This is a genomic window from Pseudoalteromonas sp. bablab_jr010, assembly GCF_016464105.1.
Classification (GTDB): domain Bacteria; phylum Pseudomonadota; class Gammaproteobacteria; order Enterobacterales; family Alteromonadaceae; genus Pseudoalteromonas; species Pseudoalteromonas simplex.
The window spans coordinates 1-623 of record NZ_JACDWV010000101.1; the positions used below are offsets into that span (position 1 = coordinate 1).

Genomic DNA, 623 nt, shown 5'->3' on the forward strand with positions numbered 1-623 from the left:
GAAATGTTTGGTTTTGAACCGAGCTTAATTGTTGGTGGAGAAGCTATTTTTGACAATATTAACAAGGTAAATATTTTTGTTCACTTATCTATATTGGCGCAATTTGGTCAAATCGAAGTACTTGATCATGATGCACTTATACGAAAAGCTTTTTCATAATTAGTAATACTATTTAAAATCGTTCTTTAACAACACGGATGTTCTATAGGCTTGGGCTATTTGGCTTAAGCCTTGCAGATATTTTGGCTCTTATTGCCTAACCCATTTTGGCGATAGCGATTTTGACTACGACCCACTGGGTCGTCGTATTGCTAAGCAAACTGAACACGGTATATTTGTGATAACGACCAACTAATAGGAGAATACCAGCACGGCGAGTATACCTGGTACATCAACCTGCCCAATCAATTTCACCCGGTCGCACTGATTAAACAAGGTGAGCTGTATTACTACCACCTAGACCAACTAAACACCCCACGTTTTGTTACAAATAATAACGCAGAAGTTGTATGGCAAAACCATGCTGATGTGTACGGCTATGAAGAACCAGAAGCTAATGCTGACTTTAATGAAGAAAACAGCTTCACTCAGCCAATACGTTTTCAAGGGCAATATTTTGATGA

Annotated in this window: 1 protein-coding gene; it reads left to right on the forward strand. The window is 38.5% G+C overall.

Annotated elements, in window-relative coordinates:
- Window positions 1-441 precede the first annotated feature (441 nt).
- Window positions 442-623: RHS domain-containing protein (locus JIG37_RS22665; protein ID WP_244664382.1), on the forward strand; the 182-nt coding region annotated here is incomplete at its 3' end.